Origin of the sequence: Bradyrhizobium sp. DN3 (genome assembly GCF_041357655.1) — a bacterium.
Lineage (GTDB): Bacteria > Pseudomonadota > Alphaproteobacteria > Rhizobiales > Xanthobacteraceae > Bradyrhizobium.
Genome location: NZ_JAULLN010000014.1, coordinates 99,601 through 115,640, shown reverse-complemented (window position 1 = coordinate 115,640; position 16,040 = coordinate 99,601). Strand labels below are relative to the sequence as shown.

The window sequence follows — 16,040 nt, the reverse complement described above, 5'->3', positions numbered from 1 at the left end:
AGAACGGAAACCACATCGAGGCGAGCGTCAGATCGGCGTTGATCGACTCGCTCGAGCAAAGCGGTGTATTCAGTGACGATCCCGGGGATGCTTCGAGAGCATGGTTCGAGTCCGGATCGTTCTCCGGAGGGAGCGTTCCGCCGGTCGTTAACGTCCTCGACGTTTCGCAGTCCACCACGGTCGAGACCACGCCGAACCTGAAGGCGATCATCCTCGATGACGCCGGCGGCAAGACGCTCGACGTGATCGGCGGCGATAACGACGTGTTCGTCGCCATGGGCAAGGGTTCCGACAGCGTGAACCTGTACGATAGCGGCGACGACACGGTCTATGGCGGCAGCGGCAACGATGCGATCCACGGTGGGCACGGCAATAGCTCGCTGTTCGGCGGCGCCGGCAATGACAGCATCTATGGCGGCACTGGCAACGATACGTTGACCGGCGGCACCGGCAACGACCGTCTCGAGGCGGGCTCCGGCGCTCAGTTGCTCGAAGGCGACGGTGGCAACGACTTCCTGAAAGATCTGGCGTCGGGGCACAGCACGCTGTCCGGTGGCGACGGCAACGATACGCTGGTCGGCGCGCAGGGCGATGTCTTCCAAGGCGGTGACGGCAAGGACGTGTTCTGGGTCTACGGCGGCGGGGCTGCTGCGAACTCGACGCTGCAAGGCGGAAGCGGCGACGATACGTTCCACGTCCAGACCCACACCGGAAACGATACGATCGTCGGCGGCACCGGCACGGACACCGTGGACTTTGCCAATCGCTCTTTCTTCGATGTCACGAAGATCGACGTCGACGCGAAAACGAGCACCTACACCCTACACTTCAGCGACAACCAGACGGTCGCGGTCAGTGGCGTCGAGGATTTCCACTTCACCGATCAGGACGTCCATCTGCCGAAGCTTTGATCCGGCTCCTGCAAGCTACGTGTGTGAAAGCCCCGCTCACGGCGGGGCTTTTGCGTTGGAGTTCGAGAGTTAAGCCGTCCTCCGCCTCCTGTCGTCTTATCATTGCCATGTCTTGCTTCGATGCTGGAGAAGTTCTGATTTGCTAATATTATCACCTGGCGCTCACCGGGCGCCCGATGCCAGGAACGGATCTTGTCTGCCAAGATGAAACGCTTGCTCAATGCGGGCTCGGGACCCGGTACGGCCCAGCGCATTGCCCGGATGATCGTCGACCATGGCTGGGAGGAGACCCGGTTCGACATCGACCCGGACGTCAAGCCAGATGTGCTCGGCTCGATTCTTGGTTTGAGCGGTGCGTTCGAGTCCCAGTCTTTCGACGCGGTTTGGTCGTCGCACGTGCTCGAACACCTCTATGCCCACGAGGTCTATCCGACGCTGCGTCAGTTCCACCAAGTCCTGAAACCAGGGGGATTCGCCTTAATTATGAGCCCGGATGTGGAATCGGTTGCTCAGTTCATCGTCGAGCATGGCATTGCCGCGATAGCCTATCATTCGCCGGCGGGGCCGATCAGGCCGCTCGACATGCTCTACGGCCATTCGCGCGCGATCGAGGAGGGGCGCGTCCACATGGCCCACCGCACCGGATTTACAGCCGAGCGACTCGGCAATCTCCTGCTGATGGCCGGTTTTCCGACCGTTTCGGTCAGCACCCAAAATTTCGAGGTCTGTGCGCTCGCGCTCATGCCCGAGGCCGACGGCGAGGCCATCCAGAGGTCTTTGTTAGAATCCGGCTTCAATTTTCAGGAAGCCCGGTCCTGACGTATCTGCGAGTGTGGCCAACCATTTCTCAAATTCAAGGATAAGTGCTGCTGGCCTTTTTGCCACAAAATGTTATGCTCACAGTCGAATGTGAAAGTATTAACATAGATGGCAGGTAGCTTGACATCCATGACCGTCCACGGTGTCGATGACCAGAACCTTGCCGATGCAGCACCGGCATCGGCACTGGGGTGCCTGATCATCGTCGCACGACAGCACGGGCTGCACCTCACGTCCTCACAGCTCATTCAAGACAACCTTCTGCCGGACGAGAACGTCACGCTCCATCAGCTTATCCGCTGCGCGGAGAAAGCGGGCATGCGCGCGAAGTGCGTCAAGCTCGATTGGGGCGGACTGTCTCATCTCAAGAAGGCGCTCCCGGTCATCGTTCGGCTTCGCAATGGGAGCCATATGGTGCTCCTGCGTGTCGAGGGAGACGCCCACAATACGCGCATCGTGCTGAGGGATCCGAATGCCGCGGAAGACGCGCTGCTCGTGATCGACCAACCACGATTTGAAGATATTTGGTCCGGCGATCTCGTCCTGATCAAGCGCAACTACGAGATATCGGACGAAGCGCAGCCGTTCAGTTTCGGCCTCGTAGCCGCGCTGTTGTTCCGCGAACGCCGCATGGTCCGCGACGTCGCGATTGCCGCCGTGATCCTCGGGCTTCTCGGCCTGGCGCCGATCATGTTCTGGCGCTTGTTGTCCGACAAGGTGATCTTCTACAAGGCGTACAACACGTTCTATGTGCTCTGCGTCGCGATGCTGGTGGTCATAGCCTTCGAGGCGGCTTTCTCGTTCTTGAGACAGTTCCTTGTCCATCGCTTGACGACCAGGCTAGACGTCAAATTGTCGACCTACGTCTTCGAGAAGGTCCTCAATCTTCCCATCGACTATTTCGAGCAGACGGCCGTCGGCCTCGTCGCGCGCGACATTCGGGAAGTCTTTCGCATTCGCTCGTTCCTGATGGGGCAATTGTTCGGCACCATTCTCGACTCTACGACGCTGATATTCTTCCTGCCCGTCATGTTCTTCTTCAGCCCCGTCATGACGATCGTGGTTCTCGCCTTGTCGGCATTGATCGTCGCGTGGCTCGTCCTGATGTTGCCGAATTACCGCAAGGCGTCGACTGCGGTGCTGGCCGCGGAGGGCGCGCAGGGCGCATTTTTGGTTCAGACCTTGAATGGCATCCGGACGATCAAGTCGCTCGCGCTCGATACGCGGCAGCGCCACATGTGGGATGTTCTGGTCGCACGCGTTGCCAAGGCCCGGCTCGTGGAAGGCATGACTGGAAACGCCATCCAGTCGGTGGTGCGTCCGCTGGAGCGGCTGGCCGTCAGCGGCTCCTATGCGCTCGGCGTCTATCTCGCGCTCGAAAGCAACGATCCTGTCTATATCGGGGCCCTGTTCTCATTCCTGCTGCTGTCGCAGCGCGTCTCGGGTCCGCTGATGCAGATGGCGCAGCTCATCAATCAATACGACGAGGCGCGAAGTGCGGTTGCAATCGTCGGCAATCTCGTCAACCGGCCGGCGGAAGAGGGGCGTTCCGGCCATGGCGTGCGTTCGCCGCTCGAGGGCAAGGTGGAGTTCTCCGGCGTCACCTTCAAATACAAGGGAGCGCTATCGCCCACGCTGAACAACATCTCCTTCGAAATCCCGCTGGGGACTACTTTGGGCGTGATGGGCAAGAGCGGATCCGGCAAGACCACGATTACGCGTCTGCTGCAGCGGCTGCATTCCGATTATGAGGGATTGATCAAGATAGATGGTATCGACGTTCGCGAGTATGACATCGACCATCTCCGTCGTAACGTGGGTGTGGTGCTCCAGGAGAATTTTCTGTTCAGTGGAACCATCCGCGAAAACATCACCGCGGCCAAGCCGGACGCGTCATTCGATGATGTGGTCAGGGCGGCGAGGCTGGCGGGCGCCGAAGAATTCATCGACAAGCTGCCGCGTGGCTACGAGACGCATATCTATGAAGGTTCGCCGAACCTCTCGGGAGGGCAGCGGCAGCGGCTTGCGATCGCGCGTGCGTTGATCGTCAACCCGCCCATCCTGATTCTCGATGAGGCGACAAGCGCGCTCGACGCCGACAGCGAGGCGATCGTGAACGCCAACATAACGCGCATCGCGCATGGCCGGACGCTGATCATCATCTCGCATCGCCTGTCGTCCCTGACAAAGGCGGACGCAATTCTCGTGCTTAATCGTGGTGTGGTCGACGATATCGGGCGGCATGAGGAGCTCCTGGCGCGCAACGATATCTACAGCTCGCTGTGGTATCAGCAGAACACGCATCTGGCGCCGGCAGCCCGCAGCGATCGGTCAAAATTTGGGAGTCCGACGCTTGTCTCCTGATGGTGCGCTTGCGACCGTTCGCCAATTTCAATCGGAAACGGATGCGATCCGAGAGGAGGCTGAGCCTCTGATCGCGCGAGCAACGCTGTTTGTGCTCTCGGCCTTCCTGGTCACGATCGTTGCCATTCTCGCTCTGACGCGGATAGATCGCGTCATCACCAGCGTCGGGGGGCGGATCGTGCCGGTGGGACAGATCAGCGTCCTTCAGGCGCTGGATCCATCGATCATTAAGACGATTGACGTGCGGGAAGGCGAGCAGGTGCAACCGGGACAGCTTATTGCGACCCTGGACGCGACCTTTACGTCGGCGGACCTGACCCAGGCGAAGTTGCAGATCGCTAGTCTCGATACTCAGGTGGCGCGCGATGAAGCCGAGCTGAACCAGCATCCGCTGGTCTTTGCGAGCAAGCCAGACCCGGACTACCAGAAATACGCAGCCTTGCAGAAGGCGCTCTATGATCAGCGGATGGCGCAATATACCGCGCAGATCAATAGTTTCGATTCGAAGATCAAGCAGACGCAGGCGACGATGGAGAAGCTTCGCGGGGACGATGCGAGATATCGGCAGCGTGACGAGATCTTGCAGAAGATCGAGACCATGCGCACGACGCTGGCCGAGCACGGCACGGGCTCGCAACTCAATATGTTTATCTCCCAGGACACAAGGCTTGAATTGCTGCGGACCCTGGAGAACACCCATAACAGCCTAATCGAAGCCCAGAATACGCTCGCCGCGTCAATCGCGGACCGTGACGCCTTCAAGCAGCAATGGTTTGCGCAACTGAGTCAGGATCTCGTGACGACCCGCAACAAGCTCGACGAGGCGAGAGCCTCATATGAGAAGGCGCTCAGGCACCAGGATCTGGTCCGATTGACCGCCGCCGAAGACTCGGTCGTGTTGACGATGGCAAGGCTCTCGGTCGGGTCGGTGCTGAAGCCCGGCGATCCCTTCATTACTCTGATGCCGACCGACACCAAGCTCGAGGCTGAAATTCGCATCGCCTCGCGCGATGTCGGTTTTATCCGGCCCGGAGACCCCTGCACGATGCGGATCGATGCGTTCAATGCCGCGGAGCATGGTACAGCCGAGGGCAAAGTGCGCTGGATCAGCGAGGGTGCCTTCACAACCGACGACGATGGAAAGCCTATCGAAGCGTACTACAAGGCGCGGTGCTCGGTGGATTCGACCAACTTCAAGGATGTCCCGAAAAACTTCCGCCTGATTCCTGGCATGACGCTTGCGGGAGACGTCCATGTCGGCACGCGGGCGGTCGGAATGTATCTGCTTGGCGGAATGCTGAAGGGCATCCGGGAGGCCATGCGTGAGCCATGACGGCATTGACCCGATCGCTCCTCCAATGGCTTCGGCCCGCGTCTCACGGATCTGACAAAAGGCGGCTTGGTCCGGCGGAGGCGGCGTTCGAGCGCGGTCACTATCTGGAGGCACTAAAGTTCTGGAAGCGTGCCTCGCAAAACGGCGACGCGGAAGCGGACTATCGGATCGGCATGCTCTACGCCAAGAACCAGGGAGTGGCGGGCAGCATTCCCGATGCCGCGGTGTGGTACGAACGCGCGGCGCAGCGAGGTCACGCCGAGGCGCAATATCAACTCGGCCTGATTTATCTGTACGGTGTCAACGCCAGCCTCGGACCGAATAGGCCGGAGACCTGGCGTCAATCCTCCGCCGCGCGATTGGGCGATACCGCGTCGAATGTGCATCACCTGATATTCCCGCACGGGACCAGTGTCGCTAAGGATATTTGCGCTGCGTTTCGCTGGATATCGGCCGCGGCCGAAGCCGGCAAAGCGGATGCTCAGACCATCCTGGGCAATCTCTACAGCGAAGGGCAGGGGTGCACGAGGGACCTCGCTGCTGCACTTCGTTGGTATCAGGCGGCGGCCGATCAGAAATTTGCGCCGGCCGAGTTCGCGCTCGGCGATGTCTATTATCAGGGACGCGGCGTACTCGTCGATTTCGCGCAGGCTGCGATCTGGTATGGCAAGGCCACCGCGCAGGATCACGTGAGGGCGCAGATTGGGCTCGCATTCATGACGTTGAAGGGTATGGGCTTGCCCGAGAACCCGACTGAGGCCGCTCGCCTGTTCCAGAGTGCGGCCACGCATGATGATCCGATCGCACTCTACAACATCGGCCTGTTACGGCTCAGCGGCAAGGGCGTCGCCAAAGACCTCGATCGGGCCGAGTCCGCGCTGCGCAAGGCGGCGCGGAAGGATTACCTTCCGGCAATTCAGGCACTCGCGGAATTCTATTCGAACGGAGCCGATGCCGAGCCCAATTTGCGGGAGGCGGCGGTTTGGTACGAGAAGGCCGCCGAGCGGGGCGATGCGCAGGCGCAATTCTTCGTCGGCCGGTTCTATGCGACTGGTGTCGGTGTCTCGCCCAACATTCGTCAGGCCGCGAAGTGGTTCGAGCGCGCGGCCGAAAATGGCCATGCCACTGCGGCATTCAACGTTGCGATCTTCTATCTCAACGGCTCCGGCGTTCAGCGCAACGTGGAGGCCGCGATCAAATGGTTCGAACGTGCCGCAGATGGCGGTATCAGCGCCGCACAGGTGCAACTCGGAAAGCTCTATTCAACCGGTGCCGGCGTTCCCAAAGATCAGGAAATGGCGTCGGAATGGTTGAGCAGGGCCGCCGGTAGCGGAGATCCTGACGCCAAGACCGCCTACGCGCTCTTCCTGCTTCATCAGGATGCGTCTGATGATAACGTTGCACGCGCGCACTCTTTGCTGAGAGAGGCCGCGGAGGCCGGTCATCCTCCGGCGGCGTTTCAACTGGGCGCGCTGAAGATAGGTAAGTTCGGCGGAACCGCCGATATGCTAGGCGCCACTCCATGGCTCACGCGCGCAGCGGATGCTGGCCATGTCGAGGCGCAGTACATGCTGGGGCTTCTCCATCTGGATCCGAAGAGCGGGGTGGGGAATGCGCAGGCAGCATCATCATGGATGGCCAAGGCGGCGCGCGCGGGGCATGCAGCCGCACAATTCCAGCTCGCCGTAATGTACTGCACAGGCTACGGAGTGGGCCTGGATCTTGCTGAGGGTGTGAACTGGTACGAGGCCGCTGCAGAGCAGGGACATACGGTTGCGCAGTACAACCTCGCCGTGATGCTCGGGAGGGGACAGGGGCGCCAGGCTGACGTGACGAAGGCGACGGAATGGTTTCAGAGGGCCGCCGAGCGAGGCATGGCGGAAGCGCAGGTTGCGCTGGGCGACGCGTTGATGTCGGGCCGAGGCACCGCGCAAGATCGCGACGCGGCGGTCAATTGGTATCAATACGCGGCGCGGCAACGCAATGAAGGCGCCGTGCGGCGCCTCCAGTCGATCGGCGCGACACGCGACGGGACTTTCACACTGGAGACAGAAGCCTTGCGCTAGTCTGCTAGTGCGGAACGAAGCGCCCAATGCATGAGTGAGTAACAATGGCTGATTTTCTTTCGAAGCTCGCGCGCGACGCCGGTCAAAGAGAACCCCGGGCGAGGCGCAGCGCTGCCGCAAGGCTGCAATCCAGGTCAGAGCCGGGCGCCACAAAAGTAAACAGTTCTGCGAAGGGGCTCGCCGCCGAGGGACCGGCGGGCAGGCAGACGGAGCCGCCGCGCGAAGTCGAGCAGCCAGCGCCGGCCGCCGACCTTGCAGATGCCGCGCGCACCCTCAAGGGCCTCGGTCTGTTCGACGAGGATTTCTACGCCGCGAGTTATCCGGACGTGATCGCGGTCGGCGCCGATCCGTTCGAGCATTTCTTTCTCTATGGCTACAGGGAAGGTCGTAAGCCAAATCCGATCTTCGACCCGATCTGGTACGTCACAACCTATCCCGATGTGCAGGACGCGGAGGCGCATCCGTTCCTGCACTATGCGACGGTCGGCGAGCGCGATGGGCGGCGGCCAAGCCCCTATTTTCAGCCGGCCTGGTATCGGGAGAAGTACGGCATTCCGGAAGGTGAGAGCCCGCTCGCGCACTATCTGAAGAACCGCCTGGGCCCGTTCAGCCCGATCCCGGAATTTGACGCGCAATATTATCGTCAGACCTATCAGGACGTCGCAGCGGCCGGCGTCGATCCGTTCGAGCACTTCATCTTTCATGGCTATAAAGAAGGGCGCAACCCGTCGGCAGAGTTCGACACCAAGTTCTACATTCAGCGCTACTTCAGGGGTAAGACGGACCAGAATCCGCTTCTGCACTATCTCGAGCATCGCCACGAGGATGGCATCTATCCGTCACCTCCGGAGAACGAAGCCACCATTCCGGCCGAGATCAAGCGGTTCACCCGTCCGAGCCCGCTGTTCGAGGAGCAGCGTCCATTGCCGGCCGGCGCCAAGCCGCGCGCCAAGGTGCTGGCCTACTATCTGACCCAGTTTCACGCCTTTCCTGAGAACGACAAATGGTGGGGCACCGGCTTCACCGAATGGACGAACATCCCGCGCGGCATTCCGCGGTTCAAGGATCACTACCAGCCGCGGATTCCGCGCGACCTGGGCTTCTATTCGCTTGCCGACATCGAGACCATGCGCAAGCAGGCGAAGCTCGCCAAGGCGGCGGGTGTCCACGGCTTCGTGTATTATTACTACTGGTTCAACGGCAAGCGCCTCTTGGAAAAGCCGCTGGAGCAGTTCCTCAAGACGCGCGATATCAACATGCCCTTCTGCCTGATGTGGGCCAACGAGAACTGGACACGGCGCTGGGACGGCATGGAGGGCGAAGTCCTGATCTCGCAGGACTACCTCTCCGATGATGACGAGCGCCTGTTGTCCGACTTCAACCGGCACTTCAAGGACAAGCGCTACATTCGTATCCAGGGCCGGCCGCTCCTGATGATCTATCGGCCGCGCCTCATTCCGAATACGGCGAGTGTGATTGCGCGCTGGCGATCGATCTTCGCGAAGAAATTCAACGAAGATCCGATCATCATCATGAGCCAGAGTTTTGATGATTATGATCCGGCTGCGAGCGGCATGGACGGCGCGATCGAGTTTCCGCCGCACAAGCTGACCAAATACGTGCCGTTGGTGAACTCCGAAGCCAAGATCCTGGACGACACTTATGCGGGCCAGATCTATAGCTATGACGATGTCGCCAAATATTCGCTTGACGAGCCGCGTCCGAAGTTTCCGCTGATCAAGACGGTGGTGCCGAGCTGGGACAATGATGCCCGCCGGCAAGGCTCGGGCCTGGTGATCCAGGGTTCGACCCCGCAGAAATATGAGGCGTGGTTGTCGGCGCTGGTCGACCAGGCGCAGACCCACACCTTCTTCGGCGAGTCGTTTGTCTGTATCAACGCCTGGAACGAATGGTGTGAAGGCGCTTATCTCGAGCCTGATCTGCATTTCGGCTCGGCTTACCTGAATGCCACTGCGCGTGCGGCTACCGGTCTGACCCGGGACCTGTCATTGCCCAAGGTTCTATTGGTCGGACATGATGCGTTCCCCAGCGGCGCGCAGCATCTTTTGCTCAACATCGGCAAGACGCTGCGCAGCGCCTTCAACATCGAGGTTGAATATCTCCTGCTTCAGGGCGGAGCGATGGAGGCCGAATACGCCTCGGTCGCTCCACTCACCGTGCTCAGGCAGGCCTCGGAGCTCCCTGCGACGCTGCGACGCTTCCGGGAAAAGGGCTTTACGGCGGCCATCGCCAACACGGCGGCGAGCGGGCGCGCCGCGAAGTTCCTCGTCGAAATGGGCTTTCGGACCGTTTCCCTGGTCCACGAATTGCCGCGGATCCTGCACGAGAAGCACCTGGAAGAGCTCGCGCGGGCGGCGATTGGGAGTGCGCATCGTGTGGTGTTCGCCTCGGATTTCGTGCGCGACAAGCTCGTCGAAGCGCTTGGGCTTGATGGGACCGATGAGCGTTTCCTCATTCGCGCGCAGGGCAGTTACAAGCAGATCGAGCCGGCGCCGACGGAAGCCGGGCTCGTTCGCAAGGAATTTGGCATTGCGGCTGCCGACAAGATGGTGCTCGGCGTCGGCTATGCCGACCTGCGAAAAGGCTTTGATCTGTTTCTGCAAGTCTGGAACTTGGTGCGACGACACAATGAAAATGTCCATTTTTGCTGGGCCGGCGGCATCGATCCAAGCCTCCAGGAATGGCTGGGGCCGGAGATCAAGCGTGCTGAGGCCACGGGCCACTTTCATCTCGCCGGTTATCGTTCGGACATGCAGGCCCTCTATTCCGCGTCCGACGTTTACGCGCTGACCTCGCGCGAGGATCCGTTTCCGACGGTGGCGCTGGAGGCGCTCAGCGTCGGCGTGCCCGTCGTTGCGTTCCAGGACTCTGGCGGTATCCCGGGCTTCCTTCTCAAGGAGAACGTCGGGCGCGTCGTGCCCTATTGCGATGCGCCGGCGATGGCACAGGCCGTGGAGAATGTTCTGCGCTGGACGCCATCGGACGCCGAGCGTGCCCGTATGGCTGAGATCATCCAGACCAAGTTCGCCTTCGCAGACTATGTCCGCGATCTCCTGCGGCTTGCCGTTCCATCCGTGCCCACCGTCTCGGTCGCAGTGCCCAACTACAACTATGCGCACTGCCTGCCGGAGCGGCTTTACACTATCTTCGACCAGAACCATCCGGTCGAGGAGATCATCGTGCTGGACGACTGCTCGTCCGACGACAGCATTTCCGTCATCATGAAGCTTGCGGACCAGCGCCAGCGTGATCTCACCCTCGTCATCAATGAACAGAATTCCGGCTCTGTGTTCGCGCAATGGGCGAAGGCTGCCGAGATGGCGAAGGGGGAGTTCCTTTGGATCGCCGAGGCCGACGATCTCTCGGAGCCGACCTTCATCTCGAGCCTGCTCGCGCTGATGCAGGGTGACCCCGATATCGCTATAGGGTTCACCGATTCGAAGTCGATCGATGCCGATGGCGCTCATCTTTACGCGAGCTACAAGCCGTATTTTGCCACGATCGAACCTGGCGCGCTGTCGCGCACGGAAGTGTTTGACGGTCGCGATTTCGTAACGCGCTACCTCGGTGTCAAGAATACGATCCTGAACGTCAGTTCAGTGCTGTGGCGTCGCGAGGCGCTGTTGCGCGGGCTGAACGCCTGTCGAGATCGTTTGAAAGAGTTCCGGATGGCTGGCGACTGGGTGCTCTATCTGGAGGTGCTGGCAGGACCGGGCGCAAAAATCGCCTACGTCGCCGATCCCCTCAACGTCCATCGGCGCCATGCGGCGAGCGTCACCCATTCGTTGAAGGCCCAAAAGCACATCGAGGAGATCGACAATATGCATCGTCTCGCGCGGAAGCGTTTTGGCTTCGGGGAGCGGGAGCTTGGGGCGCAGGCCGCTTATCTCAACGAGGTGTCGGCGCAACTGGCGAGCACTGCTACCAAGCCTGATGCGCCCAAGCGGGCGGCGAAATCCGCAGTGCGGGCGACTGCGACAACGTGATCGCCCAAGGAAAACAACGAGAGCAAGTCGGGGTTGTTATGTTCGTGCCTTCCGCCGTTTCACTGTTGAGTGCACTCAAGGTAGACAGTTCGGCCTTCGAGAACGGAGGTAAGATCGAAATACCAAGTGCGCTTCTGAAGCTGTTGTTGCAGATCGCATTGGCGGCCGCTGACTTTGATGAGGACGTTTATCTCAGGGAAAATCCGGACGTGGCGAAGGCGCTCATGAGCGGTGAAATCGAGAGCGCGCACGTGCACTATATCGGCTTCGGCTATTTCGAGGGACGACAGGGTGGTGGACCCGAAGTCGACGAGGCTTGGTACATGGGCAAATATCCGGATGTGGCGACTGCCATTCGGGAGGGTAGGATCAAGTCGGCCAAGCATCATTTTCATATGATCGGGGCGGCGGAGGGACGCAGTCCTAACCTCGATCAGGAGGAGAATGCTGCTCAATGGAAAAAGGCGCTTCGCTCCTGAAAGCAAAGCGCATGACTACGGATCGAATCAGGGTGGAGGACCGCAATTTGCCGAATTGGTGTGTGAGGTATCTCGGAGCAGGCGTTGAATCATACCGAAGCGAGCCCGATGATCGTGGGGATCGGCAGCGCGGGCTGAGCATCGTCGAAGCGCTTTCCTGACAGGGGGTGGGAGGAAGCTCAAAATGCCAGGGAGATGTTTGAGATGTCGCTTCTTCAATGGGACACGGATCAGCCGGAGATTCTGAGGCGCCTGCAAAACCGGGCCAAGCTCAAGATTTGCTGCAAGACCCTCAGCGAGCCCGAATTTGTCCAGAGTTGGATCAATCATCATAGCGCCATCGTCGGACCGCAAAATCTGATCATCGCGGACAACGGATCGTCAGATGCCGCGACGCTCGACGTCTATCGTCGGGCTGCCCCTGATGTCACGATCTTCCGCTTCTCCGGGGCTCACAACGACATTCACTGGCATCCGAGGTTCCGGCCATTGTTCGATCGCTTGAGGGAGACCGTCGAGTTCTTCTCCTTCGTCGACGTCGACGAGCGTCTCGTCTGGATCGATCGGGAGCGTTGGTTCGCGGACGAGCGGGTCCTGGATTGCCTGAAGGAGCGTGGCGCAATCTATCCAGCAACGTGGCTAATCAACGCGATCGGACGCGTGAATCACTTCACGTTGTTGGACACCGAGCGTCGGCGCAACTTCTCGAACAATCTGAAGTGGGGAAAGCCCATTCTTCCGCCCGAGCTGATCGCGGCTCAATCGGGCATTCACAACATCCAGTACGCTGGTAGCCGATTTTCTGTGAGCTGCGGCAGCAATCTGTTTCTGCTGCATCTGACACAATTTCCTGATCAGCGGATCGCGGCCAATGTGAGAAAGTTGGCGAACCGGAATCTGATCGACCACGCCATCGATCCGGAAGCGATTTCGAGGATGGATTTCAGCAGACATCCCGATCCAACCGTGCTTCGGTTCCAGAAGGAGGTTGCGGAAATGATCGCTTATCTCAAGGGTGACAAATCGATTCCCAACAGCGAGACCGAGGTCATAGAACTGGGACGGGGAGGGACGGTCGTCTTCTCCAACGCGGACGCGCGCGGGATTTTCTCGAAGTTCATTGAGGAGGGCCCCTCTATCATCGTGGAGATGTTCAAGTGAAGGGGGGCGCCATCAGAGCTGCGACCGTGATTGGGACGATCCTGCCTCTTCTACTGGGCGGATACCGCGCGACTGAAGCGGATGACCTCTTTCACGTTGTGTCGGACGCGAAATGTGACGCTCTGGACATTCCCGATGCTCCCTTGCGGGCATTTCGCTCGCCCGATGGTTCGATTACGGCATTCGCGACACATTATCGCAACCGGGCGCTGGTTGGCCGTAGCTTCGGCACGATGGCGAAGAACTGCTCGGTTGCGTATGAGGGAGCGTTGGATCCCGATTCCTCGCATTTCAACTACAAGACGTGGATCGCGGCGACGTGGATCGGCGATGATGGATCCGTCATCGCGCTTGGGCACAACGAGTATCAGGCCCACGAGTTGGTGGGGCATTGCCGTTTCACCGACTATTCGTCGTGCTGGTACAACAGCATCGTGCTCCTCAGGAGCAATGACCGTGGTCGGACGTTTCACCGGGCCGACGATTCGGACAAAGCAGTCGTAGCCCCCGACTTTGCAGACACGCTCGGCCAGGGCCATCCGAGAGGTTATACGAGTCCGACAAACCTGGTGAAATGGGGGGGCTATCTGTACACGCTGGTTGGCTATTCCGGCGTGGATAAGGGCGATTCCGGGAGATGCGTGCTCCGCAGCCGGTTGCCGGTGACGACGAACTCTTGGGAGATTTTCACGCGCGACGGCTTTGTGCGCCCAAACCAGAGCGCTTATGGCGATCAGGCGCGCGTTCGCTGCAAGTATGTGGCGGGCATGCGAGGCTTTGTCGGATCGATTGCCAAGCTGGCAAATTCGAATCTCTTCGTCGCAACCGTCGCGGAGGACGTCAATGGTGGAAGCATCGTCGCATATTTCTCGGACGACCTGGTTCATTGGCACGATCGGCAGGTCCTGGAGCAGGTGCCCCTGTTCTGGTCGAAGGATTGCTCGATCGGAAAGCGGTTCAGCTATCCAAGCCTGATCGACGAAAACTCTCCTGCGCCAAATTTTGATCAGGTCGGCCGAACGCCGACGCTCTATCTAGTGCAGGGGGGATGCAAGATCGGAACGGAATTGGCGTTGGTCAAGACAAAGGTCGAGATCAAGCCGCCGTCGGAAGCTCATTGAGCTTGAGTGGGAACTGGGTGCGGTGCTAGGACGGCTCCGTGTAATGGGAGCGAAGGATAGCTTCCGCGGCGTCCCTTCTCGGCAGCGGAAGGAAAAACGATAGGTCGCCGGCCGTTGCGATCTCCTGGGCTATCTCTCTCACGCAATGATAGGGGGGGCGGGAGCTGAAGTCGTGAAAGCCGATGATGGCTGTCGGCTTGCAATGCAAGACGGTCTGCGCAAAGCAGGCAATCCTGAAGCGGCCATCGACAAGGTAGAGATCAGCGTCTGCACTCTGCTCATACCTCCAGATGGCCGAATGGTAATCAGGCCAGCGCGACTTGGTGGCGCCGTCAGTTGGAAAACCCCAATCACCGATGGGACCGATGTCGACGAGCATCAGCTCCGGTTGGGTCTGGCATTCGGCGCATGCGCCGCCGACGCGATCCAACCATTCCTGAGACCGTATCGAACGTTTGACGTGCTTCGAAGCGAGAACGGTGCTGCCACCCGTGCCGAATTCCACGTAGTCGCGGCTGTTTCTGACAAACGACAGGAACAGAGCCGTTTCTTCCTCTGACATTCTTGGCAGCATGAGCGCCTCGCGTTCAGGTGGACCCGACAACAGAGGTCTCACCGCCGTACGACATAATGGTTGAAACCGAGTGATGGTCAATCATGACCTCAGTGAGACGACGGGGTTCGGCGACGACGCGTCGGCACTATTGGCTCAGTCCGACCCGCTTGGTCTGATATCCGCGCTCCAGGATCGCCTGCCACCACGGCTGTTGATCGACGTACCAGTGCACGGCCTTGCGAATGCCGGTCTCGAAAGTCTCCTCCGCGCGCCAGCCGAGATCGCGTTCGAGCTTCGAGGCGTCGATCGCGTAGCGGCGATCGTGGCCGGGGCGGTCGGCGACGAAGGTGATGAGATCGCGGCGCCGCCCGCTTTGACCCGGACTAATCTCGTCGAGGAGATCGCAGATACTTTCAACCACATGGAGATTGGTGCGCTCGTTTCGGCCGCCGATATTATAGGTCTCGCCAACGGCTCCGTGCTCGAGCACGAGTGTGAGGGCCTTGGCGTGATCCTCGACATAGAGCCAATCGCGAACATTTTTTCCGTCGCCGTAGACGGGAAGCTGCTCTCCGGCCAGGCCCTTGATGATCATGTGCGGGATCAGCTTTTCAGGGAAGTGATAGGGGCCGTAATTGTTCGAGCAGTTGGTCAGGAGCGTCGGCAGCTCGTAGGTCTCATGCCAGGCGCGTACCAAGTGATCGGATGAAGCTTTGCTTGCGGAGTAGGGTGAATTGGGCGAGTAGGGCGTGGTTTCCGTGAAGAAGCCTTCTTCGCCGAGCGAGCCGAACACTTCATCCGTGGAGATATGCTGGAAGCGGAACCGCGCCCGCTTGTCCGGAGATAGCGTCCTCCAGTAGCGTAAGGCCTCCTGCAGCAGTGTGAACGTTCCCACAATATTGGTCTGGATGAATTCGCCGGGGCCGTCGATCGAGCGGTCGACGTGACTCTCTGCGGCAAGATTCAACACAGCGTCGGGCTGATAGTGCTCGAACAGCCGGCGCAGACCAGGCGCGTCGCAGATACATTGCTTCTCGAAGGCGTAGTTGAGGTTTTCCGTCGCGCCGGGTAGGGAACCAAGGTTCGCGGCGTAGGTGAGCTTGTCGAGGTTGACGACGCGTGCGTGGCTGTTGCGAAGGAGATGTCGTACGACCGCGGAGCCGATGAACCCGGCCCCGCCCGTCACGAAGATGGTCAATCCCTTCAAACGCATGATCAATCAA

Annotated in this window: 11 protein-coding genes; 9 read left to right on the top strand and 2 right to left on the bottom strand. The window is 59.9% G+C overall.

Annotated elements, in window-relative coordinates:
* Positions 1–38: 38 nt before the first annotated feature.
* The 9 genes from AAE027_RS21385 to AAE027_RS21345 all read left to right on the top strand — a co-directional run bounded on the left by AAE027_RS21385 (position 39) and on the right by AAE027_RS21345 (position 14,261).
* On the top strand, positions 39–911 hold the full coding sequence (locus AAE027_RS21385) for a calcium-binding protein (protein WP_370986621.1): 873 nt from the start codon (positions 39–41) through the stop codon (positions 909–911).
* A gap of 204 nt (positions 912–1,115) precedes the next feature.
* On the top strand, positions 1,116–1,730 hold the full coding sequence (locus AAE027_RS21380; protein WP_370986889.1) for a class I SAM-dependent methyltransferase: 615 nt from the start codon (positions 1,116–1,118) through the stop codon (positions 1,728–1,730).
* Between the two features lie 129 nt (positions 1,731–1,859).
* Positions 1,860–4,094: a peptidase domain-containing ABC transporter gene (locus AAE027_RS21375; RefSeq protein ID WP_370986622.1), complete on the top strand. Its 2,235-nt coding sequence runs from the start codon at positions 1,860–1,862 to the stop codon at positions 4,092–4,094.
* Positions 4,084–5,427, top strand: a complete 1,344-nt coding sequence (locus AAE027_RS21370; protein ID WP_370986623.1) for an HlyD family type I secretion periplasmic adaptor subunit — start codon at positions 4,084–4,086, stop codon at positions 5,425–5,427. The genes AAE027_RS21375 and AAE027_RS21370 overlap by 11 nt, the downstream gene beginning before the upstream one ends.
* A complete protein-coding gene (locus AAE027_RS21365) occupies positions 5,424–7,493 on the top strand; it encodes a tetratricopeptide repeat protein (protein ID WP_370986624.1) in 2,070 nt (689 codons plus the stop codon). Before AAE027_RS21370 ends, AAE027_RS21365 begins: the two co-directional genes overlap by 4 nt.
* A 44-nt stretch (positions 7,494–7,537) precedes the next feature.
* Positions 7,538–11,500 carry a glycoside hydrolase family 99-like domain-containing protein gene (locus tag AAE027_RS21360; RefSeq protein ID WP_370986625.1) on the top strand — a complete coding sequence of 1,321 codons (3,963 nt, stop codon included), beginning with the start codon at positions 7,538–7,540 and terminating at the stop codon, positions 11,498–11,500.
* On the top strand, positions 11,497–11,979 hold the full coding sequence (locus AAE027_RS21355; RefSeq protein WP_370986626.1) for a hypothetical protein: 483 nt from the start codon (positions 11,497–11,499) through the stop codon (positions 11,977–11,979). The genes AAE027_RS21360 and AAE027_RS21355 overlap by 4 nt, the downstream gene beginning before the upstream one ends.
* A 204-nt stretch (positions 11,980–12,183) precedes the next feature.
* Positions 12,184–13,140 carry a hypothetical protein gene (locus AAE027_RS21350; protein ID WP_370986627.1) on the top strand — a complete coding sequence of 319 codons (957 nt, stop codon included), beginning with the start codon at positions 12,184–12,186 and terminating at the stop codon, positions 13,138–13,140.
* The gene (locus AAE027_RS21345; RefSeq protein WP_370986628.1) at positions 13,137–14,261 is read left to right on the top strand and encodes a hypothetical protein; all 1,125 of its coding nucleotides are present in this window, start codon (positions 13,137–13,139) and stop codon (positions 14,259–14,261) included. The genes AAE027_RS21350 and AAE027_RS21345 overlap by 4 nt, the downstream gene beginning before the upstream one ends.
* Before the next feature lie 25 nt (positions 14,262–14,286).
* Here AAE027_RS21345 and AAE027_RS21340 read toward each other — a convergent pair whose 3' ends face one another.
* Both AAE027_RS21340 and rfbB read right to left on the bottom strand, forming a co-directional pair.
* Entirely contained in the window at positions 14,287–14,835 is a 549-nt protein-coding gene (locus tag AAE027_RS21340) for a hypothetical protein (RefSeq protein WP_370986629.1), read from the bottom strand.
* A gap of 127 nt (positions 14,836–14,962) precedes the next feature.
* Positions 14,963–16,030: a dTDP-glucose 4,6-dehydratase gene (gene rfbB / locus AAE027_RS21335; protein WP_370986630.1), complete on the bottom strand. Its 1,068-nt coding sequence runs from the start codon at positions 16,028–16,030 to the stop codon at positions 14,963–14,965.
* Positions 16,031–16,040: the final 10 nt, after the last annotated feature.

Bases quoted from the DNA above. Each gene is read 5' to 3' on its own strand.
- AAE027_RS21350 (WP_370986627.1), top strand. From the start codon at position 12,184: ATGTCGCTTCTTCAATGGGACACGGATCAGCCGGAGATTCTGAGGCGC.
- AAE027_RS21340 (WP_370986629.1), bottom strand. From the start codon at position 14,835: ATGCTGCCAAGAATGTCAGAGGAAGAAACGGCTCTGTTCCTGTCGTTT.
- AAE027_RS21375 (WP_370986622.1), top strand. From the start codon at position 1,860: ATGACCGTCCACGGTGTCGATGACCAGAACCTTGCCGATGCAGCACCG.
- AAE027_RS21360 (WP_370986625.1), top strand. From the start codon at position 7,538: ATGGCTGATTTTCTTTCGAAGCTCGCGCGCGACGCCGGTCAAAGAGAA.
- AAE027_RS21365 (WP_370986624.1), top strand. From the start codon at position 5,424: ATGACGGCATTGACCCGATCGCTCCTCCAATGGCTTCGGCCCGCGTCT.
- AAE027_RS21380 (WP_370986889.1), top strand. From the start codon at position 1,116: ATGAAACGCTTGCTCAATGCGGGCTCGGGACCCGGTACGGCCCAGCGC.
- rfbB (WP_370986630.1), bottom strand. From the start codon at position 16,030: ATGCGTTTGAAGGGATTGACCATCTTCGTGACGGGCGGGGCCGGGTTC.